23 protein-coding genes and 2 tRNA genes are annotated in these 23,842 nt (G+C 37.0%); 12 read left to right on the top strand and 13 right to left on the bottom strand.

What is annotated here, in order from left to right; genetic code table 11:
- Positions 1-211 precede the first annotated feature (211 nt).
- The 9 genes from PHO71_RS11790 to prmC all read right to left on the bottom strand — a co-directional run bounded on the left by PHO71_RS11790 (position 212) and on the right by prmC (position 5,977).
- Complete coding sequence (locus PHO71_RS11790) at positions 212-784, bottom strand: ORF6N domain-containing protein (protein ID WP_300203430.1); 573 nt, start codon at positions 782-784, stop codon at positions 212-214.
- Positions 785-1,078: 294 nt separating this feature from the next.
- The gene (locus PHO71_RS11785; RefSeq protein ID WP_300203428.1) at positions 1,079-1,471 is read right to left on the bottom strand and encodes a hypothetical protein; all 393 of its coding nucleotides are present in this window, start codon (positions 1,469-1,471) and stop codon (positions 1,079-1,081) included.
- A 337-nt stretch (positions 1,472-1,808) separates the two neighbouring features.
- Positions 1,809-1,892, bottom strand: a tRNA-Leu gene (locus PHO71_RS11780).
- Between the two features lie 14 nt (positions 1,893-1,906).
- Positions 1,907-1,979: transfer RNA gene (locus tag PHO71_RS11775), tRNA-Gly, on the bottom strand.
- A gap of 92 nt (positions 1,980-2,071) precedes the next feature.
- Positions 2,072-3,412 (bottom strand): argininosuccinate lyase, encoded by a 1,341-nt coding sequence (argH, locus tag PHO71_RS11770; protein ID WP_300203426.1) that lies wholly within the window; start codon positions 3,410-3,412, stop codon positions 2,072-2,074.
- Positions 3,413-3,433: 21 nt separating this feature from the next.
- On the bottom strand, positions 3,434-3,844 hold the full coding sequence (locus tag PHO71_RS11765; protein ID WP_300203424.1) for an SRPBCC family protein: 411 nt from the start codon (positions 3,842-3,844) through the stop codon (positions 3,434-3,436).
- A 99-nt stretch (positions 3,845-3,943) separates the two neighbouring features.
- Positions 3,944-4,582, bottom strand: a complete 639-nt coding sequence (gene pyrE, locus PHO71_RS11760; RefSeq protein WP_300203422.1) for an orotate phosphoribosyltransferase — start codon at positions 4,580-4,582, stop codon at positions 3,944-3,946.
- Between the two features lie 79 nt (positions 4,583-4,661).
- The gene (locus tag PHO71_RS11755) at positions 4,662-5,144 is read right to left on the bottom strand and encodes a regulatory protein RecX (RefSeq protein ID WP_300203420.1); all 483 of its coding nucleotides are present in this window, start codon (positions 5,142-5,144) and stop codon (positions 4,662-4,664) included.
- The gene (prmC, locus tag PHO71_RS11750; RefSeq protein WP_300203418.1) at positions 5,141-5,977 is read right to left on the bottom strand and encodes a peptide chain release factor N(5)-glutamine methyltransferase; all 837 of its coding nucleotides are present in this window, start codon (positions 5,975-5,977) and stop codon (positions 5,141-5,143) included. The genes PHO71_RS11755 and prmC overlap by 4 nt, the downstream gene beginning before the upstream one ends.
- Positions 5,978-6,028: 51 nt before the next feature.
- Here prmC and ribD point away from each other — a divergent pair, with 51 nt between their 5' ends.
- The 8 genes from ribD (at position 6,029) to PHO71_RS11710 (ending at position 14,487) form a co-directional block, all read left to right on the top strand.
- Positions 6,029-7,075, top strand: a complete 1,047-nt coding sequence (ribD, locus tag PHO71_RS11745) for a bifunctional diaminohydroxyphosphoribosylaminopyrimidine deaminase/5-amino-6-(5-phosphoribosylamino)uracil reductase RibD (protein WP_300203436.1) — start codon at positions 6,029-6,031, stop codon at positions 7,073-7,075.
- 133 nt (positions 7,076-7,208) lie between these two features.
- On the top strand, positions 7,209-8,693 hold the full coding sequence (locus PHO71_RS11740; protein ID WP_300203416.1) for a DUF6242 domain-containing protein: 1,485 nt from the start codon (positions 7,209-7,211) through the stop codon (positions 8,691-8,693).
- A gap of 14 nt (positions 8,694-8,707) precedes the next feature.
- Positions 8,708-9,442 (top strand): isoprenyl transferase, encoded by a 735-nt coding sequence (locus tag PHO71_RS11735; RefSeq protein ID WP_300203414.1) that lies wholly within the window; start codon positions 8,708-8,710, stop codon positions 9,440-9,442.
- Positions 9,443-9,472: 30 nt separating this feature from the next.
- Entirely contained in the window at positions 9,473-12,115 is a 2,643-nt protein-coding gene (locus PHO71_RS11730; RefSeq protein WP_300203412.1) for a POTRA domain-containing protein, read from the top strand.
- A gap of 27 nt (positions 12,116-12,142) precedes the next feature.
- Positions 12,143-12,658, top strand: a complete 516-nt coding sequence (locus PHO71_RS11725) for an OmpH family outer membrane protein (protein ID WP_300203410.1) — start codon at positions 12,143-12,145, stop codon at positions 12,656-12,658.
- Positions 12,659-12,714: 56 nt separating this feature from the next.
- Positions 12,715-13,230, top strand: a complete 516-nt coding sequence (locus tag PHO71_RS11720) for an OmpH family outer membrane protein (protein WP_300203408.1) — start codon at positions 12,715-12,717, stop codon at positions 13,228-13,230.
- 105 nt (positions 13,231-13,335) lie between these two features.
- The gene (murI, locus tag PHO71_RS11715) at positions 13,336-14,178 is read left to right on the top strand and encodes a glutamate racemase (protein ID WP_300203406.1); all 843 of its coding nucleotides are present in this window, start codon (positions 13,336-13,338) and stop codon (positions 14,176-14,178) included.
- A gap of 75 nt (positions 14,179-14,253) precedes the next feature.
- On the top strand, positions 14,254-14,487 hold the full coding sequence (locus PHO71_RS11710) for a DUF2007-related protein (RefSeq protein WP_025073929.1): 234 nt from the start codon (positions 14,254-14,256) through the stop codon (positions 14,485-14,487).
- On the opposite strand, the gene PHO71_RS11705 is transcribed toward PHO71_RS11710, so the two are convergent.
- On the bottom strand, positions 14,453-15,607 hold the full coding sequence (locus PHO71_RS11705; protein ID WP_300203402.1) for a pyridoxal phosphate-dependent aminotransferase: 1,155 nt from the start codon (positions 15,605-15,607) through the stop codon (positions 14,453-14,455). The genes PHO71_RS11710 and PHO71_RS11705 overlap by 35 nt on opposite strands.
- A 105-nt stretch (positions 15,608-15,712) precedes the next feature.
- Between PHO71_RS11705 and proB the strand changes: the two genes are divergently transcribed.
- The gene (gene proB, locus PHO71_RS11700) at positions 15,713-16,795 is read left to right on the top strand and encodes a glutamate 5-kinase (RefSeq protein WP_300203401.1); all 1,083 of its coding nucleotides are present in this window, start codon (positions 15,713-15,715) and stop codon (positions 16,793-16,795) included.
- Positions 16,796-16,857: 62 nt separating this feature from the next.
- Here the strand turns inward: proB and PHO71_RS11695 are convergent, their stop codons facing one another.
- The 3 genes from PHO71_RS11695 to PHO71_RS11685 all read right to left on the bottom strand — a co-directional run bounded on the left by PHO71_RS11695 (position 16,858) and on the right by PHO71_RS11685 (position 20,341).
- Entirely contained in the window at positions 16,858-17,625 is a 768-nt protein-coding gene (locus PHO71_RS11695; RefSeq protein WP_300203399.1) for a HincII family type II restriction endonuclease, read from the bottom strand.
- A gap of 4 nt (positions 17,626-17,629) precedes the next feature.
- Positions 17,630-19,207 carry an N-6 DNA methylase gene (locus tag PHO71_RS11690; protein ID WP_300203397.1) on the bottom strand — a complete coding sequence of 526 codons (1,578 nt, stop codon included), beginning with the start codon at positions 19,205-19,207 and terminating at the stop codon, positions 17,630-17,632.
- 123 nt (positions 19,208-19,330) lie between these two features.
- Positions 19,331-20,341, bottom strand: coding sequence for a YitT family protein (locus PHO71_RS11685; protein WP_300203395.1), 1,011 nt, complete (start codon positions 20,339-20,341; stop codon positions 19,331-19,333).
- 604 nt (positions 20,342-20,945) lie between these two features.
- On the opposite strand from PHO71_RS11685, the gene PHO71_RS11680 reads away from it, so the two are divergent.
- From PHO71_RS11680 to PHO71_RS11670, 3 genes are all read left to right on the top strand, one after another.
- Positions 20,946-21,500, top strand: a complete 555-nt coding sequence (locus PHO71_RS11680) for a LemA family protein (RefSeq protein WP_300203393.1) — start codon at positions 20,946-20,948, stop codon at positions 21,498-21,500.
- 14 nt (positions 21,501-21,514) lie between these two features.
- Positions 21,515-22,429, top strand: coding sequence for a DUF3137 domain-containing protein (locus tag PHO71_RS11675; RefSeq protein ID WP_300203391.1), 915 nt, complete (start codon positions 21,515-21,517; stop codon positions 22,427-22,429).
- 95 nt (positions 22,430-22,524) lie between these two features.
- On the top strand, positions 22,525-23,778 hold the full coding sequence (locus tag PHO71_RS11670) for a glutamate-5-semialdehyde dehydrogenase (protein ID WP_300203388.1): 1,254 nt from the start codon (positions 22,525-22,527) through the stop codon (positions 23,776-23,778).
- Positions 23,779-23,842: the final 64 nt, after the last annotated feature.

The following is a 23,842-nucleotide window of genomic DNA, read 5'->3' as shown; positions in this document are numbered from 1 at the left end:
CTCAATAAGTCTTTGGTTTACATATTGGTTTACATGAACTCAATAAATCAATATAGGTTTATTCAATAAGTTAATAATCTCTTTGCAGTAGTAAACTGCATTGCAAATATAGTCAATATCACTTTACAGCACAATAATAATCTATTATAATTCAAATAGTTGAATCAATTATTTGTATAGATAGTAATACTGTATATTTCATAATAAACAGTTATTCATCATGCTGTATATATCCAATCTTTTTGCGTGGCTTCTCTTCCAATTTCTTTTTGGTTTGCAGCTCCGCTAATGTTTGATTGATAAGTTCCAACTGCATACGGGTATCATCGTTAATGTCATTGTAATCGGCAAAAACTTCTTCTATGTAATCTTTCAGTTCTCTCACTTCATTTTGTAACTCTGCAAATTTATCGCTCTTGGGCAATGCTATCATTTGGCGAACGGCAACAAAAGCACGCATAATACTTCTATTCACTTCTATTGCAATCTTTGAATTAAGAACACTGCTAAGCATTGCAACACCTAACTCGGTAAAAGCGAAAGGCATGTATTTAAAGTTGCTCCCTCTTTGATTGTTCAAGGTGCCAAAATTGCACCTTGAAAGTTCTTCTTTCGTAAGTTCAAACATAAAATCCTCGCCCTCAAACCTTTCAATGTTTCTTTTCACCGAACGTTTTAAGTATTTGGTTTCTGTTCCATACATTTCTGCCAAATCAAAATCAAGCATTACTTTCTGCCCTCTGATTTCATATATTTTACTCTGAATAACTTGTATCTGTTCCATTGATTAAATTGTTTGAACTGCAAAGATAATCAACTCTATATAATAAGATACAGCATGTGGCAACCAAATTTAAACAGGGACTATAAAAGTATTTCTGACCGAAAAAAGTCGCCATTATATTTTTATCATTTTTCACTTGGGCTTTTTTATAACTATGTATATAGTTGTTTGTAAGTGAAAATGTAGTCATAAGTCGTATCGCTCATAAAAAATTATTATTATAGATTAGAACTGAAAAAGCCAACTTATCCTTAATTGGGTAGGTTGGCTTTTTGTTGTTTAGGAGGTCAATAATTATTGCTTTGTAAGTGACATTGAGCATTCTTTGTCACCTTTCTTATTGGTTGTATAGTCGTACCAATAATATTTGTAAGTAGCTTTGCTTCCTGCAATGGTAAATGTTCCTAAAGTGTAATCATCATTATTATTAAAGATGATTTTCAAATCCTTACCGTTTAATTGATAAGTATGGTTTGAAGTAGTTTCTTCTCCATCATCCCATACTAAACCACCGTTACTTTTGAAAGTGAAAGAACCTGTACCATCTTCGCTTGAAGTGTATTTCCAAGTACCAACAATGTTTGTACCTGTTTCTTCTTTCTCATCATTATCACTGCTGCAAGCTGCAAAATTCACACTGATAAGGATAGCTATTAAAGCCAATCCAATAAATCTAAATGTTCTCATATTGATTAAATATTGTTTGTGCCTCTATGTTCCTAATAGATAGCCATTAATAAATAAGTTCTGAATAAGCGTGAGGAACACAGTATGAAACTGCACACTTATTAATTGGTAGGTAGACTTTCTGTTTTGTTTGTCAGTATTGTAGCCAATGTTCCCACTTGTAACACAGCACATTAACCGTAGCTTTCATCTCATTTTTCGGTTTACATATTGGTTTACATGAGCCACATAAATCATATAAAAAACAAAGGAAATGTATAAGAAATCAGATGCAACAGTAGGAAAGTACATTAAAGCAAAAGCCCCGTAAATCATTGACTTACAGGGCTTTCTCAAGTACTCGAAGCGGGACTTGAACCCGCACAGCTGCAATAGCCAAAGGATTTTAAGTCCTTCGTGTCTACCATTCCACCATTCGAGCATCCTTTCAAAGAGAGCGGAAAACGAGACTCGAACTCGCGACCCTAACCTTGGCAAGGTTATGCTCTACCAACTGAGCTATTTCCGCGTTTTTTCAACGGGTGCAAAGATAAGAAGTTTACTTGTTTCTGCCAAATCTTTTCGGAGGAAAGTTTAAAAACTTCCCTCCAATCTTGCATTTTATCTCCCAAGAAGTGCTCTTTCTGCGGTTTCCATCTCGGAAAAATTGAAACCATCTAATACTTGCTGCATCAAAGCAAAGATTTCCGCATTGCAAAGATTACCAATACTACCTTCATGAGTATGATTTACTTCTTTACTACAAGAGAACTTTCCAGCTTCAATATCGAGTCCAACTTTTTTATAGGCATCACGGAAAGGCATTCCCTCACGAGCCAATCGGTTCACTTCCTCAACACTAAAAATCAGAAGATATTTATCATCATCCAGTATACGCTCATTCACTTTAATTTTCTCCATAATGTATGTTGTCATCTGCAAACAATCTTTCAATTCCTGAAAAGCAGGCAAAAAGACCTCTTTGATAATCTGCAAATCGCGAAAATAACCGGAAGGCAAATTATTAGCGATCATCATGATCTGCTGAGGTAGAGATTGCAACTTATTACATTTGGCACGAGTCAGTTCAAATACATCCGGGTTCTTCTTATGAGGCATTATACTGGAACCAGTCGTACATTCATCCGGCAATTTCACAAAACCGAAATTTTGGCTATTGAACATACAAGCATCAAAAGCAAGCTTAGAAATAGTTCCAGCAATAGAAGCCAAAGCAAATGCAACATTTCGTTCCATTTTCCCACGCCCCATCTGAGCATATACTACATTATAATTCAATGAATCAAAACCAAGCAACTGGGTTGTCATCGTACGATTCAATGGAAACGAAGAACCATATCCAGCAGCAGAACCCAACGGGTTACGATTACACATTTTAAATGCAGCTTGCAAGAAAAGCATATCATCGACTAAGCTCTCAGCATATGCACCAAACCACAAGCCAAATGAAGATGGCATTGCAATCTGCAAATGGGTATAACCTGGCATCAGTACATTCTTATAGTGTTCGCTTTGACGAATCAGCACATGGAAAAGTTGCTCTACAGATTCTGCTATTTCTTTAATCTGAGAACGCGTAAAAAGTTTCAGATCAAGTAAAATCTGATCATTCCGAGAACGACCACTATGAATCTTCTTTCCAACATCACCTAAACGACGAGTCAGCATCAATTCAACCTGCGAATGTACATCTTCCACTCCTTCTTCTATCACAAAATCACCTTTGTCAGCAGAAGCATAGATATTTTTCAATTCAGCAAGCAACTGAGTTAATTCTTCCTTTGTCAGCAGCCCGATACTCTCAAGCATCGTTATATGTGCCATCGAGCCTAGCACATCGTGCTTGGCAAGATAAAGGTCCATCTCACGATCACGTCCCACTGTAAACCGTTCAATATCCTTATTCACCTGAACGGATTTTTCCCAAAGTTTCTGTGCCATATTTAAAAGGATATTTCTTAATCAATAATCAATAAGTGACAACATATCAACCATCTTTTCCAATCCTTCCTGAAGAGGCTTCTGCACCATCGCTTTCATAAAAGGATTAATCTCCATACCAATGGTTATTTTCATTTTGCACTCTTCTTCGCTTGCAGACACCAACTGAATCCAAAGATTGAAAGGAAGCGGAGAATTAGTGGTTTCTAATTTAATACAGCTACACGGCTCCCGTTCTACTATTTTCAATGTAAGTTGGCCTACCGGAGCCACACTAAAACTAAGCGTATCAGTATCGAAACTGACATCTTTCACTTTATCCTGAGGCAAACGATCTTTTATCTTTTCTAAATTACTGAGATCCGAAAGTTTCTCATACACACATTCCTGACTGTAAGGAATCACTTTAACACTGCTCTCAAACTTATTCATATATGCTTGAATTATAAAAAATAAAAAAAGAACTATCCGAATAGAATATTACCCGGATGGTTCTTCTCACATTATACTTATTTTTATCAAAAAGGAATCTTATTTTCCTGCATCCCAATGTGCCGGATCTTTACGCCAATCATTCAGTGTTGCAATATCTTCTTCCTCGATATACCCTGTACGAAGTGCCACATCGAGCACAGCTTCATAATTGGTCAATGTCACCAAAGGAACTCTTGCATCTTTAAAAGCCTGTTCTGCAACAGGGAAGCCATAAGTGAAAGCAGCAATCATGCCGATTACCTCACAACCATCACGACGGATAGCTTCTACAGCTTTCAAGCTACTGCCACCGGTAGAAATCAAATCTTCTACGACTACCACCTTCATACCCGGGCGAAGTTCTCCCTCAATAAGATTCTCCAATCCATGATCTTTGGGGGTAGAACGAACATATACAAATGGAAGATTCAACGCATCAGCCACCAAAGCTCCCTGAGGTATAGCACCGGTAGCCACACCCGCAATCGCATCCACTTGCCCAAATCGTTCCAATACCAGACGGGTAATTTCAACCTTCACAAAATTACGAAGAGAAGGATAAGACAGAGTTTTACGGTTGTCGCAGTAAAAAGGGGACTTCCATCCAGAAGCCCATGTAAATGGGTTAGCTGGTTGAAGTTTAATTGCTTTAATCTTCAGCAGTTTCTCCGCGAACAGTCTCTCTAAGTTTTTCATAACTAAACTAACTATTAATTATTCGCTGCAAAATTACGGAAATAGAATGAGATTAAAAAGAAGAAAATCGTTTATTTTTTCATTCTTCGTATACTTCATCCTCCAATACTTCTATACAACGTTTGATATCTTTTATCTCAAATCCTCGACTCATAGCAAAACGAATGAGTTTTTGATTCTGTTCAAATTCATTCTGCGCATGAATACTTTTACGTTTAGTTGCTAACAAACCATTCAGGATCAGAAGATATTCCTCTTCATCAATCTCGTTTAAATAGCGCCATACCATATCAGAGGGAATTTTTTTCATATAAAGCCCTTGGGCTATCTTAACTTTACCCCACTTTGCAAACCGGAATTTGTCAGTAACAAAAGCACGGCAATAACGTTCATCATCAATATATTTCTCGGCCTCTAGCTGACTGAGAATACGAGTAATAGCTCCATAAGCGATTCCCCATCTTTGCAATTTATCATTTATTTCTGCACGACAATGTTCGGCAGAAGAGCAATAGGAAGCAACCTTATTTAAAGCTTCTTCTTCAGTTAATTGTGCACTCATCGATTGGCTGTAACTATTCTATCGTTTTCAAAAAGATCTTTAATAACACGTATATTATGGTAATGGTTCATCTCAAGTAAGCGAACCATTTGAGCCCCATAGGACTGGTTGATTTCAAAATAAAGTCGCCCCCCAGGTATTAATAACTGTTGCCCGAGATTAGCAATACGACGATAGAAAAGTAAAGGATCATCATCCGGCACAAACAATGCCAATTCAGGTTCCCACTCAAGCACATTAGGCTCCATAACTTTCTTTTCCTTCTCTGTCACATATGGAGGATTACTTACTATCACATCATATTGTTGTTGTTCCGATATAATATCAGACAGCACATCCTGTTTCTCAAATATCACTCGCGCCGACAGACTTTCATTATTCCAACGAGCTATCTCTAACGCTTCATCTGAAACATCCCATGCTTTGACTAAAGTATCTGGCAACTCTTTAGAAAGAGAGATTGAAATACAGCCACTCCCGGTCCCTATATCTAATATTCTCTTAGCACAAGCATTCTCCTTCACAATCAAATCAACCAATTCTGCCGTTTCCGGGCGAGGAACCAATACTCCAGAGGCTACTCGAAACGGCCTTCCACAAAACTCTGCTATACCACGAATGTATTGAATCGGCTCATTCTTATGTAAACGGAATATAATGTTTTCTAATTCATGCTGTTTGCATTCGGATAAAGTTATATCTTTGCCCATATAAATATCAAGCGCATCCAGTCCCAATATGTCACAACAAATCATCATCGAAAGGGCTTTTACCTCTTCCGGGGGATAGATATCCTTCAAAGACTGGGAGATATAATTAATGATATGGTTCATGTTTACATTTTGGGAGTGCAAAATTAAGAATAATATATGGAAGACCATCAAATGGAAGAGGAAAAATATATAAAACGCTGTATTCAATTAGCAAAGAATGGTAGGTGCAATGTAGCTCCTAATCCAATGGTAGGTGCTGTAATTGTATGTAATGGATGTATTATAGGGGAAGGATATCATATTCGCTATGGAGAGGCTCATGCCGAAGTCAATGCCATTCGTTCTGTAAAAGACACCTCATTATTAAAACAGTCTACAATTTACGTCAGCCTGGAGCCTTGTTCACATCATGGGAAAACGCCTCCATGTGCAGATTTAATTATTGAAAAACAGATACCACGTATTGTCATCGGTTGTCAAGATCCGTTCTCCAAAGTCTCTGGGTGCGGAATTAAAAAATTGCGCGATGCAGGACGAGAAGTCATTGTAGGGGTATTGGAACAGGAATGCGAATATCTCATTCGTCGCTTCATCACTTTCAACACACTTAAACGACCTTATATCACACTTAAATGGGCTGAATCCGGTGATCACTTTATCGACCGAGAACGAATGGACGGAACACCTGTCATTCTTTCTTCCTCTCTTTCCTCTATGTTGGTTCACAAAAAAAGAGCAGAAACTGATGCGATTATGGTTGGTAAACGAACAGCACTATTGGACAATCCTTCATTAACTGTCCGCAATTGGTATGGAAACCACCCAGTACGAGTCGTTTTAGACCGGACATTGTCTTTACCTAATACACTTTGCTTGTTTGACGGAAACATACCAACCCTCATTTTTACAGAAAAGGAACATCTAGATCAATCTAACCTCACATTTATCAAAATTGATTTTGCCGAGAATATTCTAGCACAGATAATGCATATTCTATATCAGCGAAAGATACAGTCGTTATTAATAGAAGGAGGAAAGCAATTACTACAAACGTTTATAGACTCTAACTTTTGGGATGAAGCGTTTGTTGAACAATGCCCTGTTAAACTACATTCCGGTGTTAAAGCACCTGAAATAAGCAATAATTTTAGTTATTCAGTAGAGGAGCACTTCGATAGAACGATTTTGCATTATATTCACGAGAGTGAGCTAAGATAGTCCTGTTCAAGGAGTTCTAGGTCGATAAAATCAGCATTATTATCTATAATTTTATATAAAACTTGCTGAGAATGTTCTTTATCGGGAAAAATGTTTCTATTTTTGCAACTTGTAAATAAACACAATCTTTCAAATGAGAATAAAGTTTTTATCAATCATTGCGAGTCTTTTCATGGTGTCATTCGTTATAACGTCATGTTTTGGCGACGATAACGAAGTAGAATATAGCCCGGATGCGACTATACATTCGTTTGAACTGGACACCATTTATGGCATCAACTATAAATTCACAATTGACCAACAAAAAGGTGAAATCTATAATGAGGACTCACTTCCTGTACATGCCGACACTATCATCGATAGGATACTAATTAAAACCTTGACTACTGCATCGGGAATCATAACGGTGAAGAGCAAAAATGATCAGGATTCGATCATTATTATGGATGGTAATCAGGTTAAAGATTCTATGGATTTAAGGAAACCTGTTACATTTAAAGTCTATGCTCCGAATTATCAGTATACTAAGACTTATACAATTAATGTACGCGTACATAAACATGATCCGGATTCTATGAGTTGGAATTACAGAGGAGGAATTGACAATGCTATTACAGGAGAACAAAAAGCTGTCATTTTGAATGATGAAATCCTCAACTACTCTGTAGTAAATGGCACGTTAAAAGTATATCATAGCCAAATTGGAAGTAAATCTTCATGGGGCTTAAGTACTGTAGAAGGCAATATTTTCAACAATACTCTTCCAGCATCTATTTTGTCTTATGAAGGCAAGTTATATGCAACTTCTTCGGCAAATAATGGATTAGTCTATGAATCTGTTGATGGAACATCATGGAACGTTTCAGATTTGTTCAGCAATAAACAAATCAGTCTACTCCTTGCTCCATTAAGTAACAAAATAACATTCATTGAAACGATCAATGGCAAAAAGTATTTTAATTCGACAGATGAAATAAAGGCTAAAGTAGTTACGAAAGATGAAATAAAATTGCAAGAAGTTCCTGAGGATTTCCCAATCAGTAATATTTCTTATACCATTTATACTACTGCAACCAATCTTGAAGGTATTATGCTTATCGGAAAATACAAGGATCAACCCACTGTAGGAAATAATACAAAAACAATTGTACCATGGGGATATATGGGAGACATTTGGACAGCTTTACCTCCTAGCAATTCAACTAGCAATTGTCCTGCAATAGAGAATCCGTCGATTATTTATTATAATAACCAGTTCTATATTTATGGAGACGAATTTAATGCATTCTACGTTTCTCAGTCTGGACTTGCTTGGAAAAAAGCAAATAAATTTGCTTTCCCTAATTATAACTGGAATGTAAGTGGAATCTTTCTACGTCCTTCTATAGACGATCCGGAATTCAGAGGAAGAAAGAATTATACTACTGTACTTGATACAAAGAATGAATATATTTATATTCTCTTTGGTAGTGAAACTGATGTGAGATTTACCGAAAACATAAAAGTTGCCGGAAGCAATACTTCAGCAGAAAGAGGTCCATACAGCCATGAATCAGAAGTATGGCGCGGTCGTTTGAATCAACTTTGGTTTGATCTTGCAAAATACCCTAAACAATAATTCAGACGTTTGTCATGTCCTATATAGAGCAGATAGATAAGACTCGAATACCCAAACATGTAGCTATCATTATGGATGGCAATGGACGATGGGCAAAGCAACAGGGGAAAGAACGTACCTTCGGTCACCAAGCTGGTGCAGAAACGGTACAAAACATCACGGAGGAAGCTGCTCGTCTAGGAGTTAAGTATCTGACCTTATATACTTTTTCTACTGAAAATTGGAACCGCCCACAGGATGAAATTGCGGCTTTGATGAATTTATTACTGAATTCAATTGAGGAAGAGACGTTAATGAAAAACAATATTTGCTTCCGTATCATTGGCGACTTTGAGAAATTACCAACTGTAGTACAGGAAAGTTTATCTGCTTGTATAGAACACACAAGTAAAAATACAGGTATGTGCTTGATTCTTGCTCTTAGTTATTCATCCCGCTGGGAAATTACTGAAGCAGTTCGTCATATCGCAATAAAAGTAAATAACGGTGAGATTACTCCCAACCAAATAACTGATGAGTATATTAGCTCTCATCTAACAACTAACTTTATGCCCGATCCTGATCTACTGATTCGTACGGGTGGAGAAATCCGATTAAGTAATTACCTACTATGGCAATGTGCTTATTCGGAACTTTATTTTTGTGATACTTTTTGGCCCGATTTCAATAATGAAGAATTCAGAAAAGCCATTTATGAGTATCAACAAAGAGAACGCCGATTCGGTAAGACAAGTGAACAAATCAGCTAACATAAATTGAAACATCAAATTATAAAATAAATGCATTATCGTATTTCCTTTATATTCGTAACATTTATCTGCCTTTTCTGCTTTGCAGCAACAGGTTTTGCACAGAATGCCAACACGGAAGAAGATTCTAAACCAGCTATCTTATACTCTGGAACTCCTAAGAAGTATGAGATAGCAGATATTAAAGTCGAAGGCGTGAAGAACTATGAAGACTATGTATTGATTGGTTTGTCCGGACTTTCAGTCGGACAAGTTATCTCCGTCCCTGGTGACGAGATAACTAAAGCTATCAGAAGTTATTGGAAGCATGGTTTGTTTTCCGACGTTCAAATTACTGCTGAAAAGGTTGAAGGCAACAAAATTTGGCTAAAAATCAATTTGACACAACGGCCTCGTATCAGTGACGTACGATACAATGGAATCAAGAAGTCTGAGCGTACTGACTTGGAATCTAGATTAGGTATGGCGAAAGGTATGCAGATTACTCCGAACACTGTAGATCGTGTCAAAATATTAATCAAACGTTACTTTGACGACAAAGGATTTAAAAATGCTGAAGTAATCATTAACCAAAAGGATGATCCTGCAAATGAAAATCAAGTGATTGTAGACGTTAATATCGACAAGAAAGAAAAAGTGAAAGTTCACGAAATTCAGATTGTTGGTAATAATGCAATTAAAGCATCCAAGTTGAAACGGGTAATGAAGAAAACCAACGAAAAAGGTAAACTTCTCAATTTGTTCCGCACCAAGAAGTTCGTTCCAGAAAACTATGAAGCTGACAAGCAGCTGATCATAGATAAATACAACGAGCTAGGATATCGTGATGCTATGATTACAAAAGACAGTATTTCTCAATATGATGATAAGACTATCAATGTATATATGAAGATAGATGAGGGTCAGAAATATTACCTTCGTAATGTTGCTTGGGTTGGTAACACACTTTATGCATCTGAGGATTTAAATAATCTGCTCCGCATGAAAAAGGGAGATGTATACAACCAGAAGTTATTAAGCGAGCGAATCAATTCTGATGATGATGCTATCGGTAATCTGTATTACAACAATGGTTACTTGTTCTATAGCCTTGATCCGGTGGAAGTAAATATTGTAGGAGACTCTATCGACCTTGAAATGAGAATTTATGAAGGTCGCCAAGCAACTATTAATAAAGTTAAGATTAGTGGTAACGACCGGTTGTATGAAAATGTAGTCCGCCGTGAGCTTCGTATCCGTCCCGGACAGTTGTTCAGCAAGGAAGACTTAATGCGTTCATTGCGTGAAATTCAGCAAATGGGACATTTTGATCCTGAAAATCTACAACCTGATATCCAACCGGATCCGACAAACGGAACTGTAGATATAGGTTTGCCGCTAACTTCTAAAGCTAACGACCAAGTAGAATTCTCTGCTGGTTGGGGACAAACTGGTATCATCGGTAAGTTGAGTTTGAAATTCACTAACTTCTCAGTTGCTAACTTATTGCATCCGGGAGAGAACTATCGTGGTATCTTGCCTCAAGGTGATGGTCAAACATTGACTCTAAGTGGACAAACGAATGCTAAATACTATCAATCTTACAGTATTTCATTCTTTGACCCATGGTTTGGGGGTAAACGTCCAAATTCATTCTCTCTATCAGCCTTCTTCTCTGTACAGACTGATATCAGTGACCGTTATTATAACTCTAGCTACTTTAATAACTATTATAACTATATGTCTTACGGCGGCTATGGCTATAACTACAACAACTACAACAGTTATGAGAATTATTATGACCCAGATAAATCTATTAAGATGTGGGGACTTTCTGCTGGTTGGGGTAAGCGTTTAAACTGGCCGGATGACTTCTTCACTCTTTCTGCAGAACTAGCTTATCAACGTTATAATTTGAAAGACTGGCGATACTTCATCGTACAAAACGGTAAATGTAATGACCTTAGCATCAATTTAACATTAGCTCGTAACTCTATTGACAATCCTATTTTCCCACGTACAGGTTCGGATTTCTCATTATCAGTTCAATTTACTCCTCCGTACTCATTGTTTAGCGGAAAGGACTACAAGAGCTACTATAATGAAAATGGTTCGGTTAGTTCACAGGAGAATGCTGATAAACTCTATAAATGGGTAGAATACCACAAATGGAAATTTAAAGCCAAAACATATACTTCATTAATGGATTACCAGAAGTACAAAAAAACGCTGGTTCTGATGACACGTACAGAGTTTGGTTTGGTAGGTCACTACAATAAATACAAAAAATCTCCGTTTGGAACATTCGATGTGGGGGGTGATGGTATGACTGGTTATTCAAGCTATGCAACAGAAAGTATTGCTTTACGTGGTTACGAAAATAGTTCATTAACTCCATGGGGAGAAGAAGGTTACGCCTATACGCGTCTGGGTATTGAATTAAGATATCCGCTTATGCTGGAAACAAGTACCAATATTTATGTGTTAGGGTTCTTGGAAGCTGGTAATGCTTGGCACGATATCAAGAAGTTCAATCCGTTCGACTTGAAACGTTCTGCCGGTCTCGGTGTTCGTATCTTCCTGCCGATGGTTGGTATGATGGGAATCGATTGGGGATATGGTTTCGACAAAGTTCAAGGGTCTAAAGAATATGGAGGAAGTCAATTCCACTTTATCTTAGGACAAGAGTTCTAATTTTGTATCACTCAAAAACTAAATGTTATGAGAAAGTCTATTCTATCTGTCATGTTGTTGTTTGCCATCAGTATGATGGCAAATGCACAAAAGTTTGCACTAATCGATACGGAATATATTCTCAAGAATATTCCGGCCTATCAAAGCGCTAATGAGCAATTGCAAGAAGCTACAAAGAAATATCAGGCAGAGGTAGAAGTTATAGCCAAAGAAGCACAAAAAATGTTTCAGGACTATCAGGCAAGAGCAGCTACCCTCTCCACTGATCAAAAATCCAAGAAAGAAGACGAAATCGTAGCTAAAGAGAAAGCAGCTGCTGAACTGAAACGTACTTACTTTGGTCCGGAAGGTGAACTTGTAAAAATGAGAGAGGAGCTAATCGCTCCGATTCAGGACGATATTTACGATGCTGTGAAAGAACTTTCACAACTACATGCATATGACCTTGTAATCGACAGAGCCTCCGCAACTGGTATCATTTTTGCCAATCCACGTATTGATATAAGCGATGAAGTGTTGAGAAAATTAGGATATTCAATTTAATTTCATACATTTGCATCTAGAAATAACTAAAAATCATTCAAATAAATAATAGAACTATGCTAAAAAAAATTGCACTTGTAATGTTGCTTGCACTCCCAATGGGTGTATTTGCACAAAACCTGAAATTTGGTCATGTTAATTCTCAAGAGATTATCACTGTGATGCCTGAATTTACTAAAGCACAGACTGAACTCCAGACATTAGAAAAACAACTCTCTGATGAATTACAAAGCTCTACCGAAGAATTCAGCAAAAAATATCAGGAGTTCCAACAAGTAGTTGCCAAAGATTCTCTTCCGGCCAACATTACTGAAAGAAGACAAAAAGAATTGCAAGACATGAGCCAAAAAATAGATCAATTCCGTCAAAAAGCAATGCAAGATATGGAAGAGGCTCAGAATGCAAAGATGGTTCCTATCTATAAGAAACTAGATGATGCCATCAAAGCTGTTGGTGCTGCTGAGGGTGTAATTTACGTTTTCGACCTTGCCAGAACTTCTATTCCTTATGTTAATGAAGCACAAAGTACTAATCTCACTCCAAAAGTTAAAACACAGCTAGGCATTAAATAAACCATAAGCTAAAAAAATACCGAAAGGGAAAGAGAAAAGAAGTAAAGACTTCTTTCTCTTTCCCTTTTTTTCATGTACATTTGCGTATACAAATAACAGTTTGTCATGAAACAGCATCTATCTCATACACCCGGCCCGATCGGAGTTTTCGACTCCGGATATGGCGGTCTGACTATCCTCAACAAAATAAAAGAAGTACTACCTGAATATGATTATATTTACTTAGGGGATAATGCACGTACTCCTTACGGTAGCCGTTCCTTTGAAATTGTATACGAGTTTACTCTGCAGGCCGTCAATAAATTATTTGAGATGGGATGCCATTTGGTTATTTTAGCTTGTAATACAGCCTCCGCAAAAGCTTTACGGAGTATACAAATAAACGATCTTCCCAACATAGATGCTACACGACGTGTCCTTGGAGTGATACGCCCCACTGCAGAATGTATTGGAAGTATCACTCAAAGCCAGCATATCGGCATATTGGCAACAGCGGGTACTATCAAATCCGAATCTTATCCATTAGAGATACATAAACTTTTTCCAGACATCCACGTAAACGGAGTAGCTTGCCCAATGTGGGTACCACTTGTTGAAAACAATGAAGCACGGGATGAAGGGTCAGATTACTTTATACGAAAATACATAGACCAGCTTTTACAAAAGGATTCCCAAATCGATACCATTATTCTGGGATGTACCCATTATCCAATTTTACTTCCTAAAATCAGCAAGTACGTACCCGAACAAATTCGTGTAATCGCACAAGGAGAATATGTAGCCAAAAGTTTGAAAGATTATTTAAGAAGACATCCGGAGATGGATGCAAAATGTACCCGAAACAGTAACTGTCTGTTTTATACAACAGAGGCAGAAGATAAATTTATCGAATCGGCTACCACCTTCCTAAACTGTCCTATCGAGGTTCAACGAATATCGCTAGAATAAATAAGTAAAAATAAATCCATTCATCCATCTTTTTTGTTATATTTGTAAAACAGCAACTTTTAATGCCACACAATTATGAAAGAAGAAGATTATAGCAAAGCGGTAGAAGTATTCTCCGGCTCCCCTTGGGAAGCAGAAATTATTAAAGGTTTATTGGAAAGCAATGATATCCGTTGCGTTGTTAAAGATGGTATTATGGGAACATTGGCTCCTTATATAGCGCCTGCCGTATCTGTTCTTGTTACGGAAGACGAATATGAAGCAGCTACTGAACTTATAAAGAACCGTGACGAGCAAGGTACAGACTGATTCGATCCAATCCTTCTTTGATATTCTCGAGCGAATTAGCATAGGAGAAGCGGACATATCCTTCCCCTCCTGTACCAAAATCAACACCGGGAGTAATACCAACATGTGCGTGCTCGAGGATATCAAAGGCAAAACGATATGAATCTACCGTAAACTTACGTGCATTGGCAAAGACATAGAAAGCTCCCTGAGGCTCAACCTTTATCTCAAAGCCAATTTCACGAAGACGGGAAATCATATATCGACGCCGTTCATCATAAAGCTGTTTCATTCGTTCCACGTCCGGTTCTGCCAGTCTTAATGCTGCGATTCCCGCTTGTTGGGCAATACTGGATGCACAGATAAATAAATTCTGCTGCAATTTCTGCAAAGCGCGCATACATGATTTCGGGGCAATCAAATATCCCAACCGAAGTCCTGTCATAGCAAAACGTTTAGAAAAACCATTTAAGACAAAAGCCTGATCAGTATATTCAAGAATACTATGCGCACGGCCCTCATATACCAGTCCATGATAGATTTCATCAGAAATTATAGGAACTTCCAAAGATGCTATTTCTTTCATAAAACTTTCGTCCAATAACATTCCTGTCGGATTCATCGGAGAGTTAATAAAAACGGCAGCAGTACGAGGAGTTACATACTGCCGAATAGTTTCTATATCATATTGCAATCCTTTTTCTTCTGATAATGGAACTAATACGGGATTTGCCTGAGCCGCCAAAACAAAATTACGATAACAAGCATATCCCGGATTAGATAGGATGACTTCGCTATTTGTATCACATAGCAACATCAGTACCAAAAGAATAGACGGAGAAGAACCGGAAGTCACAACAATACAATCTGTATCAACTGTTACTCCATACTCCCGCTGATAAAAGGCAGCAATTTCCTGACGCAACTCCGGATCCCCTAATGAATGAGTGTAATGAGTGAAATGCCGTTCATAAGCTATCTTTGCAGCTTCTGTTACACAAGACGGTACATCAAAATCGGGTTCTCCCACTTCCAGGTGAATAATATCAATACCTTGCTTCTGTAATTCATTCGCCCTCTCCAATACATCCATCACGATAAAAGAGGTCATTTTTTCAACTTGAGGATTGAAATGTTTCATTGTGATTCTTTTGTCTTTTAGATGACAAAGATAATTCTTTTCGACCTGTTTTTGTAACATATCGACAAAAAGTTCTATATTTGTGATTTCAAATCGATAGTTAGGATGAAACAAGAATTTACACGAATTGCAGTTAAAGTTGGTAGTAATGTATTGGCACGCCGGGATGGAACGTTAGATGTTACCCGTATGTCGGCACTCGTTGATCAGATTGCAGAATTGTATAAATCCGGGGTAGAGATTATTCTCATCTCTTCGGGAGCTGTAGCCTCAGGACGGAGCGAAATACATCCTCAGAAGAAGCTCGATAGTGTAGACCAACGTCAATTGTTTTCTGCCGTAGGTCAAGCTAAGCTAATCAACCGCTACTATGAACTTTTTCGTGAACATAGCATTCCCGTTGGTCAGGTACTAACTACCAAAGAAAGTTTCGGCACCCGCCGCCATTACCTGAATCAGAAAAACTGTATGACGGTGATGCTTGAAAATGGAGTAATTCCAATTGTTAATGAAAATGATACAATCTCCGTCAGCGAACTCATGTTTACGGATAATGATGAACTTTCCGGACTGATTGCTTCGATGATGGATGCACAGACTCTCATTATATTAAGTAATATTGATGGAATCTATAATGGTTCACCTGCAGACCCAAGTTCGTCCGTTATACGTGAGATTGAACATGGCAAAGATTTATCCAACTATATCCAAGCTTCCAAATCAAGTTTTGGGAGAGGTGGGATGCTGACAAAAACAAACATTGCACGAAAAGTTGCTGATGAAGGAATTTCCGTGATTATCGCTAATGGAAAACAGGATAATATTCTGGTAAATTTGATTCAGGACGCAGACAATACACTTTGTACACACTTTATTCCGTCCAATGAACCAGTATCCAGTATTAAAAAGTGGATTGCACATAGCGAAGGATTTGCTAAAGGTGAAATTCATATAAATGACTGTGCAACAAAAGTTTTAAACTCAGAAAAAGCTGTGAGTATTCTCCCCGTTGGAATCACGCACATTGAAGGAGAGTTTGAAAAAGATGACATTGTACGAATTATGGACTACCAAGGGAATCAAGTCGGAGTAGGAAAAGCTAACTGTGACTCCACACAGGCACGAGAAGCCATAGGTAAACATGGGAAAAAAGCAGTAGTGCACTATGACTATCTATACATTGAGTAAACGTGCATCCACTATAATGTCACCCAAAGAATAACTCTTTTTTGGGGTGACATCACAAGTTTTCAACTTGGATACTTACTAAACGGTTTGACAAATTTTTCAATCATATCATCAGCTCTTTTTTTTGCTTGGTAAACAAAATGCTCTAAATAAGCATTCGCCCAATCCATTCTAGTACCTCCAAAACTTTGGTCAACATTGCAAACATGGAATTGTATTTGCATGGCAGCAGCCCAATTTATATATAATTTTTCAGGATCACTCTTAAACAGGCAAGCATGATGAGCATCTGTACATTTCAGAAAGTTACTCTCCAAAATCCAATCTATTTCAAAATAATCAATGGAAAAATTATCATATTCTCCATTCTCTATCATCTTTTTGCATAACTGAGCCAGTTTATAAGCTGATATAATATTAGGAGGCTGAGATGATTTTGACATATTTCTTGTTTTTATATCAAGCAAATTATAATAATCGTTTTTCACCACCAAAATATCAGCAGTATCATTTTGCTTTTCTTCAAACTGATTTGTTCGACTCCATTTATCTGTAGCACTCTTCCCTCTGCTAAGTAAAAATGAAACAGTCGGAGACTTTAATAGATTCATCCTATTTACATATCTCTGAATCATAGGATTCATACTAAATAACTCATTCAGATATTCATACCGTCGAAATGTATATCCGGGATATTTATCTTTTAAGGCAGAATACACATGTTTATCAAAAGGCTCCCCGGCAGCGTGTCCAGATAAGGTACCAGATAAAGGTCTGGGAATTGTATTCCCTATAACCTGCTTTCTTAATTCATTAAAATCAATATTCATTTCTTCACAGTTTCAGCAACATAGCAAGATCGGCATTTATACTATCAACCAAATTCATGTCACCATTTTCTAATAAATTATTTATTTTTTGAGTAATTCCGTCATGCAGACGTACCTCCATTGGATCATCCCAATTAATTCTCCTAAAAGGAATACTAGTAACAGGTTTTTCTGAAAATTCGACGATATGTCCCTTTACAATACCATAGTTTCTCAGCCATTCAAAGACAATGGGCATATTCAGATACGCTACGATATATTCAATACTCTCCTTAGTGGTAGGCTTTTTAAATATTGCAGTAACATCTTGTGTAGGAAAATAACAATCTTCTACAAGAGAAAATCTAAAAAAATTCTTGTTTGATACTCGCTCTTTGCAAGGTACAAAAATTCTTCTACCACTTCTTTTAAAGAGTTGATAATTTCTTTTAAACACCCACTCCCAATATTTTATATCCTTATTATACAGATATCTTTTTAATAAATCATCCTTATACTTCAACAATTGATCATAAAAATTCGGATATTGCGTCTTTAAATCCTCTTCATCAATGGGAACTTCTATATTTATGTATAATGTATGCTCCTTAGGTAAGTATGGAGTCAGATTTTTCGCTTTATATACTTTAATCGTAGCTTCCAGCTCTTTCAAATTCAGTTTTTCCGCATCCTTAATCTGAAAAGCTTTATCCAGCCCGCTAACCAACCCATTTCCTACATCACAAACATCTCCAATTGTCAAAATACTATCTTCATCAAAAAGGTCCAGGGCTTGATGCTGAACCTGACAAATACATGAGTTCATAAATAGTTCAAGTTTACGACTGAGTTCGTCATCCTGCAATACCCATCGCTTATCTACTTGAAATTGAGATATTTCGAGATACTTAGCACCTTCAAGCTGTTCACCATTTGCTATCTTGCACAAATCAGAATACTCTATTCTTTTTGCATTAAAATATTTAACAAGTCTTATTCGTTCCGTTCTTTTCGCCTGTTTTTTTGTTTTTATATATTTAAAGATAACAATAGACACATTTACACCACTAAAAATTGGTGTTTCATTAAAATGATAGATTGCTTCAAAATAGCCATTTTCCATCATATAATTCCTCAACGACAGAGAGTGAGTTGTATTCATCCAATATTCAGGACAAATAAAAATCAATTCTCCTTCCTCTTTCAACAATTCGATAGAACGTAAAATGAAAATATAAAGATAATCACATAAAGAATTAAAATACTTGTTCCACAAATCATTACCTACAAGTTCTTTCTTTAGTTCTTTTTCCAAATTCTTCCATCTGATGTACGGAGGATTACCAACGATTAAATCATATTTTTGTTGAATATTAGCGCTAACAAAACTTTCATATTTTACAAACGGATATTGAGTTACCAAAGATTTATCTACTTCATAAGCATCAATATTACAATATCCCCTTTCTAAAAGAACATCCAAAAATACTCCTTCCCCACAAGACGGTTCTAAAACTAATGCTTTTACTGGTTTCTCAACCATATCTATCATGAAACTGGCTACATCTTTAGGAGTAAAATATTGTCCGTACTTATTTTTCATTTTAACGCTTTATTATACTTCATCCCATCTATTTTTACACTTGCAGAATGAATATTAAATCACAGGCAAAAATACAAAAAAAATTCGTATCAGACTTACCAAACCAATCATATCAACTTCTATCTACTCCGGCTGCAACTCATCTTTCGAGGGAAGTTGCTTCCACCCTTCACCAAATGTATCATAAGCATCGGTAACCACAACAAAGGCACGGGGATCAACCTCTTTAATTTTATGTTTCACGCTGGTTACTTCCTTATGGCTGACTACCAAAAAGAGCATTTCTTTCTCTGCTCCTGTATAGAGACCGCAACTTTTGATACAAGTTGCTGTTCGATCCAGATCTTTGAGTATAAATCGATGTAGCTCCGTCATTTCTTTATCACTAATGACAAATAATAATTTATCATCCTTTGCTCCATTAATCACATAAGCAATCACACGTGAAATAACAAAAATAGAAATGAGCGAATAGAAAGATAAATACCATGAAGGCTGACCAGCATCTTCTGCACTCCCCACACCAAATCCTATCACTAACAGTCCGAAACAAACTACTACGGCATCGACCAACAAAATAGCATTCGAAAAGCGAATATGAAAATATTTCTGCAATATCATTCCTATAATATCACTTCCACCTGTAGTTGCCTGATTGCGTACAACAATGCCACTACCCACACCAATAATAGCCGCGCCAATAATACAGGTCAGCATCAAATGATCCGTCATATTCATACAACCACCGAGCAACTGAGTAGGATCAAGTCTATCAAGAGCTTCACGAGTAGAATAGGCACAACGGGATATTACGTTCATTATAAGAGGAGTAATTAATGCAGCAACCAAAGTTCGTGCTCCTAACTTAGCCCCCAGCAATATGACCGAAAGAATAAGTAACGGGACATCAAACATATATCCAAATGTGCCTACCTGAATAGAAGGAAATAAGTTGTGGAGAACAATACTAGCTCCATAGACTCCTCCAGGTACAATATTATAAGGATTGATAAAAAACACAAACCCTGCAGCCAAAATAGTACTGCCAAGCAGAATACCTCCCCACGAAATCCACCAATCCAGGTGAGAAGCAGGCTTGCAAAATTCTTTCAATTTATATAATAGTTTCTCCATATCCACATTCTTAATTTATTTTTATGCAGCAAATATACAAAAGAAGCTTTATTTTCCTTCGCTTTCTCTTTACTTCTTTTCACTATTGCCCCCATTTTTGAGTCTGAATCACGAAATTCCTATATACCTTTTAATAGATAAGCTAAGTATCCTAATCTATCAACACATATTTAAGACTTTTAGTGCAATAATCAAATCTTTATTTAAGAAATAGTTATCAACAATATTAATTCTATCTATTCAGAAAAGAAACAATTTCCCCATAAACGGAAATCGAATAAATGAGGGTCGGCTCTTTATAAATCAAAAGCTTTTAAAGAAATAAACTAATCTTCGAGTTTTCATCTTGAAGTATTTATTTCCTTGAATTATACTTTTAAAGCAACGCACATGATCAGGAACTCACGTTTCATACTTGTTACCATAAAGCTGGCTATAATAGAATTGATTTATGACCATGCAAGCCCAATGATTAGAAAGAAAATGATTAATTTCCTATAACAACAAGATTTTATCACTCCATTGTTTTATCTTTGCTGAAAAGTAGACGAAAATAGAGAATTACATTCGTCTCATAAACATAAAACTAAAAAAGCACACAATTATGACTATCTTAGGTATTCTTATTGCAGTCTGTCTGCTTTATATCATCGGAGTTTATAACACTTTGATTAGAAAACGTAATAATATTGATAACGCATTCGCAAGTATCGACGTCATGTTGAAAAAAAGATTTGATTTAATACCCAACCTCGTTGCTACGGTGAAACAGTATGCCAAACATGAAGAGAATATCTTCTCAACAGTAACAGAAATGCGGGCCAAAGGATATGAGCAGTTAAACAGTGAGGACAAAGTTGCCTTCGATGAAGCTTTCACGCAAGCAAGCCGTCTGTTTATAGCTGTAGCTGAAAGTTATCCGGAGTTGAAGGCTTCTGACAACTTTATGCACCTACAACGTACTCTGAATGAAGTGGAAGAACAGCTATCCGCAGCAAGAAGGACTTTCAACGCTAACGTAACAGATTATAATAACGCAGTCATGATTTTTCCGTCCAATATGATTGCAAGGATATTTGGATTCACATCCAGAAAAGTTTTTTCTATTCCTGAAGAAGAGCGGGAGAATGTCAATACCAAAAACTTGTTTCAATCTTAACATGATTTTTAGCTATGGAAACCTCATTCGATACAGTCTATAGTCGATTAGAATCGTATATCAAAACTTTTGAGACTAAACGCCAATTATTAAAATCCAAAGGAATACGAAAGGGAGCTATCACAGCAGTAATAATATTGTTTATAAGACTTTTATTTATTTCGACATTAGGTAATTTCATCTGGATCATTGCTGTCTTCGGCTTAATAATTGGAGGAGCAATAGCCAATAGTTATTCAAGAGAACTTAACGAATACTATAAAACAGATATCATTCCACTGCTTCTGGAAAGCGTACTTCCGGGCGCAAACTATGAACCGGAAATGGGAATCTCCGAAGAAACTTTTTGTTCTTGCAAGCTATTTTCTACCCCTGACCGTTATTCATCTGAAGACTTTATCTCCGGGCGCGTAGACAAAACAGATATCTGCTTCTCAGAGGTACACGCTGAAGAGCGCCATGTATCAACATCCAAAAATGGAACAAAAGAATATTGGACTGATATCTTCAAAGGATTCTTATTCATTGCAGATTTCCACAAAGATTTCTCCGGCAGTACAATCCTTTACCGGAATGCCTGGATAAAATTCCGCTTTGGCAGCGAAAAACGGGTAAAGTTAGAGAGTAATGAGTTTGAGCGTTCTTTCGATGTCTTTTCAACAGACGAAATAGAAGCACGTTACATCCTATCTACCTCTATGATGGAACGATTAGTAACAATGAACCACCGACTAGGTGATGGAATAACAGTCAGTTTTCAACATTCCCATGTATATATTGCCATTCCGGAAAGTAAGAATCACTTCGAAGTTAGTATTTGGAGTCAGCTAACCCGCGAAAAATTAGAATCGGAATTCCAAACTGTAAGTGAACTGGTACAAATTGTTGATGAGTTGAATTTGAATCTCAGAATCTGGACAAAAGAATAAAACCAAGCATTTATTCTAGAATTCGGCAAGTTTTATTCACATCATTCACTATATTTGCACTATTTATCTTTCTATTTAATGTAAAAAGGGAGCAAATGACTACAAATTTAAACGAAACCTTCGCTACCGTACAAGCAGCTAGTCGTGAATTGGCTTTACTGAATGATGATACAATCAATCAGATATTAAATGCATTAGCGGACGCAACTATTACAGAAACGCCGTTTATCTTGGTCGAAAATCAAAAAGACCTTACCCGGATGGACAAAAAAGATCCGAAGTACGATCGACTAAAACTAACAGAAGAACGTCTGAAAAGTATTGCTGGCGATATACGTAATGTGGCAACTCTTCCCTCACCCGTAGGAAGAATACTGAAAGAGACCGTACGACCTAATGGGATGAAGCTGACTAAAATAAGTGTACCATTCGGCGTAATAGGTATTATTTATGAAGCACGCCCGAATGTTAGTTTCGATGTATTTTCACTCTGTTTAAAGAGTGGTAATGCCTGTTTGCTGAAAGGAGGAAGTGATGCCGATTGCTCGAATAAAGCTATTATCAGCGTAATTCATAAGGTACTAAAAAAATTCAATGTAAATCCTCACATTGTGGAATTGCTCCCTGCCGACCGTGAAGCGACAAATGAACTGTTACACGCAGTGGGATATGTAGATTTAATTATTCCCAGAGGTAGTAGTGGTCTAATCAAATTTGTCCGCGCCAATGCAAGTATTCCTGTCATTGAGACAGGAGCAGGTATTTGTCATACATACTTTGACGAATTTGGAGATGTCAATAAGGGAGCAGATATCATTCATAATGCAAAAACCAGGCGTGTCAGTGTATGCAATGCGCTAGACTGCGTCATTGTGCATAAGAAAAGGCTTGCCGATCTTCCTCTCCTTTGTGAGATGTTGAAAGACAGTCGTGTGATCATTTATGCTGATTCGCAAGCTTATCAAGTATTGGAAAAACATTATCCGCCGGAGCTTTTACAACATTCAACAGAAGAAAGTTTCGGAACAGAATTCTTGGATTATAAAATGGCTATTAAGACTGTAGAAAGTTTTGAAGAAGCATTAGGACATATTCAAGATTATAGTTCTAAACACAGCGAATGTATCGTTACCGAAAATCAAGAACGATCAGTCTTGTTTACCAAGATAGTGGATGCAGCCTGTGTATACACCAATGTTTCCACCGCCTTCACTGATGGCGCTCAATTCGGATTAGGAGCAGAAATTGGTATCAGTACTCAAAAATTACACGCTCGCGGTCCAATGGGATTGGAAGAAATCACTTCTTACAAATGGATCATCGAAGGAGAAGGACAAACTAGATGGTAAAGCAGTGAATGAAAAATAGGTAAACTGTAAAAATACTCAATTGAACAATAACGATTAATTATAG

The sequence above is a fragment of the Bacteroides sp. genome, from assembly GCF_028690125.1.
GTDB lineage: Bacteria > Bacteroidota > Bacteroidia > Bacteroidales > Bacteroidaceae > Bacteroides.
Note: the sequence above shows the minus strand (reverse complement) of the source record. Positions and strands in the feature narration are given on the sequence as shown.

Excerpts from the sequence above, each read along its gene's own strand:
- PHO71_RS11790 (WP_300203430.1), bottom strand. The coding sequence starts at position 784 with ATGGAACAGATACAAGTTATTCAGAGTAAAATATATGAAATCAGAGGG.
- PHO71_RS11785 (WP_300203428.1), bottom strand. The coding sequence starts at position 1,471 with ATGAGAACATTTAGATTTATTGGATTGGCTTTAATAGCTATCCTTATC.
- argH (WP_300203426.1), bottom strand. The coding sequence starts at position 3,412 with ATGGCACAGAAACTTTGGGAAAAATCCGTTCAGGTGAATAAGGATATT.
- PHO71_RS11765 (WP_300203424.1), bottom strand. The coding sequence starts at position 3,844 with ATGAATAAGTTTGAGAGCAGTGTTAAAGTGATTCCTTACAGTCAGGAA.
- pyrE (WP_300203422.1), bottom strand. The coding sequence starts at position 4,582 with ATGAAAAACTTAGAGAGACTGTTCGCGGAGAAACTGCTGAAGATTAAA.
- PHO71_RS11755 (WP_300203420.1), bottom strand. The coding sequence starts at position 5,144 with ATGAGTGCACAATTAACTGAAGAAGAAGCTTTAAATAAGGTTGCTTCC.
- prmC (WP_300203418.1), bottom strand. The coding sequence starts at position 5,977 with ATGAACCATATCATTAATTATATCTCCCAGTCTTTGAAGGATATCTAT.
- ribD (WP_300203436.1), top strand. The coding sequence starts at position 6,029 with ATGGAAGAGGAAAAATATATAAAACGCTGTATTCAATTAGCAAAGAAT.
- PHO71_RS11740 (WP_300203416.1), top strand. The coding sequence starts at position 7,209 with ATGAGAATAAAGTTTTTATCAATCATTGCGAGTCTTTTCATGGTGTCA.
- PHO71_RS11735 (WP_300203414.1), top strand. The coding sequence starts at position 8,708 with ATGTCCTATATAGAGCAGATAGATAAGACTCGAATACCCAAACATGTA.
- PHO71_RS11730 (WP_300203412.1), top strand. The coding sequence starts at position 9,473 with ATGCATTATCGTATTTCCTTTATATTCGTAACATTTATCTGCCTTTTC.
- PHO71_RS11725 (WP_300203410.1), top strand. The coding sequence starts at position 12,143 with ATGAGAAAGTCTATTCTATCTGTCATGTTGTTGTTTGCCATCAGTATG.
- PHO71_RS11720 (WP_300203408.1), top strand. The coding sequence starts at position 12,715 with ATGCTAAAAAAAATTGCACTTGTAATGTTGCTTGCACTCCCAATGGGT.
- murI (WP_300203406.1), top strand. The coding sequence starts at position 13,336 with ATGAAACAGCATCTATCTCATACACCCGGCCCGATCGGAGTTTTCGAC.
- PHO71_RS11710 (WP_025073929.1), top strand. The coding sequence starts at position 14,254 with ATGAAAGAAGAAGATTATAGCAAAGCGGTAGAAGTATTCTCCGGCTCC.
- PHO71_RS11705 (WP_300203402.1), bottom strand. The coding sequence starts at position 15,607 with ATGAAACATTTCAATCCTCAAGTTGAAAAAATGACCTCTTTTATCGTG.
- proB (WP_300203401.1), top strand. The coding sequence starts at position 15,713 with ATGAAACAAGAATTTACACGAATTGCAGTTAAAGTTGGTAGTAATGTA.
- PHO71_RS11695 (WP_300203399.1), bottom strand. The coding sequence starts at position 17,625 with ATGAATATTGATTTTAATGAATTAAGAAAGCAGGTTATAGGGAATACA.
- PHO71_RS11690 (WP_300203397.1), bottom strand. The coding sequence starts at position 19,207 with ATGAAAAATAAGTACGGACAATATTTTACTCCTAAAGATGTAGCCAGT.
- PHO71_RS11685 (WP_300203395.1), bottom strand. The coding sequence starts at position 20,341 with ATGGAGAAACTATTATATAAATTGAAAGAATTTTGCAAGCCTGCTTCT.
- PHO71_RS11680 (WP_300203393.1), top strand. The coding sequence starts at position 20,946 with ATGACTATCTTAGGTATTCTTATTGCAGTCTGTCTGCTTTATATCATC.
- PHO71_RS11675 (WP_300203391.1), top strand. The coding sequence starts at position 21,515 with ATGGAAACCTCATTCGATACAGTCTATAGTCGATTAGAATCGTATATC.
- PHO71_RS11670 (WP_300203388.1), top strand. The coding sequence starts at position 22,525 with ATGACTACAAATTTAAACGAAACCTTCGCTACCGTACAAGCAGCTAGT.